At 59.8% G+C, this 256-nt stretch carries 1 rRNA gene; it reads left to right on the forward strand.

The features are described 5' to 3' along the window. Nucleotides 1-255 (forward strand): 23S ribosomal RNA (locus LPA42_RS34780); the annotation flags it as partial. Nucleotide 256: the final 1 nt, after the last annotated feature.

Genomic DNA, 256 nt, shown 5'->3' on the forward strand with positions numbered 1-256 from the left:
TGGGGAGCGTGGGAACCTGGCGGGTAGTAGTCAAGCGATGGGGTGACGCAGGAAGGTAGCTGATCCCGGCCGGTGGTTGTGCCGGGGTAAGCGTGTAGGCCGTACCGTAGGCAAATCCGCGGTGCATTGAGGCTGAGACGTGATGCCGAGCCGATTCAGGTGAAGTCAGTGATCCTATGCTGCCGAGAAAAGCCTCTAGCGAGTTCTTAGCGGCCCGTACCCCAAACCGACACAGGTGGTCAGGTAGAGAATACCG

This window comes from Micromonospora sp. DH13 (assembly GCF_020873825.1).
GTDB classification, from domain to species: Bacteria; Actinomycetota; Actinomycetes; order Mycobacteriales; family Micromonosporaceae; genus Micromonospora; species Micromonospora haikouensis.